Raw genomic sequence first — 1,895 nt, 5'->3', positions numbered from 1 at the left:
TCCTGATCCCGGATCACCAGCCCCACCCCCCTGCACCACCCCGCCACTCGGGAGCCGGGACGCTCCTGAGGCGTCCCGGCTCCCGAGTGGCGGGGTGGTGCAGGGGGGTGGGGCTGGTGATCCGGGATCAGGAGGCGGCGATCGCCTCGGTGACCGCGGAGCGGGCGTCGACGGCGCTGTCGGCGGCGAGAGCGAGCTCCGCGTACCGCTTGGCGTCGTCGAGGGTGTGCTCGGCCAGCTCGGCGCGGACGTCGGCGAGAGCCGACGGCGACATCGAGAGGGTGGTGGCGCCGAGGCCGACGAGGACCACGGCGAGCAGCGGGTCGGCGGCGGCTTCTCCGCAGATCCCGACGGGCTTGCCCAGCGCCGCTCCCGCGCGGCCGACCTCGCCGACGAGGCGGAGCACGGCCGGGTGCCACGGGTCCTGGAACGCCGAGACCGTGCCGAGCATGCGGTCGGCGGCGAGCGTGTACTGGGTCAGGTCGTTGGTGCCGATCGAGGCGAAGTCCGCGACTCCGAGGATGCGGTCGGCGAGCAGGGCGGAGGAGGGGACCTCCACCATCACTCCGGCGGTGCGGATGCCGAGCTCCCGCGCCATCGAGGTGAAGTAGCGGGTCTCGTCCACGGTCGCGACCATCGGCGCCATGACCCAGAGATCGGCGTCGGTCGCGGCATCGGCCTGGGCGAGGGCGGTGAGCTGGTCGCGGAGGATCTGCTCGCTGGCGCGGAGCGCACGCAGTCCGCGGAGACCGAGGGCGGGGTTCTCCTCGTGGTCGTCGTTGAGGAAGCTCAGCGGCTTGTCGGCGCCGGCGTCGAGCGCGCGGACGACGACCTTGCGGCCGGGGAACGCGGCGAGCAGGCGCGTGTACTGCTCCGCCTGCTCGGCGACCGAGGGCGCCTCCTTCGCGTCGAGGAAGAGGAACTCGGTGCGGAACAGCCCCACTCCCTCGGCGCCGAGCTCGACCGCGTTCGCAGCGCCGTCGGCCGAGCCGAGGTTCGCGAGCAGCGGCACGGCGTGGCCGTCGGCCAGCGCGCCGGGGACGACCGGTGCGGCGAGCATCTCGGCGCGCTCGGCGATCGAGGACTTCGCGGCGCCGATCTCGGCGTCCGAGGGGTTCACCGTCACGACGCCGGAGGTGGCGTCGAGGATGACGAGCTGGCCGTCCCGCAGGTCGAGGGCGCCGGTGGTGCCGACGATGGCGGTGATCGACTTCTCCCGGGCGAGGATCGCCGTGTGCGAGGTCGGTCCTCCGTCGCTGGTGATCAGACCGAGGACCTTCTCGAGGTCGAGCAGCGCCGTGTCGGCCGGAGCGAGGTCGCGGGCGACGAGCACGAACGGCTCGTCCGACTCGGGGACGCCGGGAGCGGCGACGCCGCGCAGGTGCGCCACGACGCGCTGCGAGACGTCATCGAGGTCGGTCGCGCGCTCGGCCATGTATCCGCCCATCGCCACGAGCAGGTCGCGGAAGCCGGCGAAGGCCTCGTGCACGGCGCGCTCCGCGGTCTTGCCCCCGGCGATCCGCGCCTTGACGTCGTCCGCGAGGGACGGGTCCTCGGCCATCAGGGCCTGGGCGTCGAGGACGTCCTTCGCCGAGCCGCCGGCCCGCTCGCCGCGGTGGCGGATCGTCGCCGCGGTGGCGGAGAGCGACGAGACGGCGCGCTCCTCCTCCTGAGCGACGCTGCGGGTGCTCGCGGTGTCCTCGGGCTCGGGCAGCGGCTCCGGCATGCGCAGGACCGGCCCGAGGGCCAGCCCGCGTCCCACTCCGGTGCCCTGGAGCTTGGCGGAGGCGTAGGCGGTCTGAGGAGTGGACAGCGTCATGGGTGCTCGTTCCTGTCGTGCGGAGTGCGGGCGGGAGAAGAGGATGCGGGGGCGGCGGCTCGGCGAAGGACGTCCT

1 protein-coding gene is annotated in these 1,895 nt (G+C 74.0%); it reads right to left on the bottom strand.

All coding sequences use genetic code 11. From position 1 onward, the window contains the following. Positions 1-127 precede the first annotated feature (127 nt). Complete coding sequence (gene ptsP / locus C5C49_RS16670; protein WP_104233916.1) at positions 128-1,726, bottom strand: phosphoenolpyruvate--protein phosphotransferase; 1,599 nt, start codon at positions 1,724-1,726, stop codon at positions 128-130. Positions 1,727-1,895: the final 169 nt, after the last annotated feature.

Origin of the sequence: Rathayibacter sp. AY1E2 (assembly GCF_002932325.1) — a bacterium.
GTDB lineage: Bacteria > Actinomycetota > Actinomycetes > Actinomycetales > Microbacteriaceae > Rathayibacter.
Note: the sequence above shows the minus strand (reverse complement) of the source record. Positions and strands in the feature narration are given on the sequence as shown.

Bases quoted from the DNA above. Each gene is read 5' to 3' on its own strand.
- ptsP (WP_104233916.1), bottom strand. From the start codon at position 1,726: ATGCCGGAGCCGCTGCCCGAGCCCGAGGACACCGCGAGCACCCGCAGC.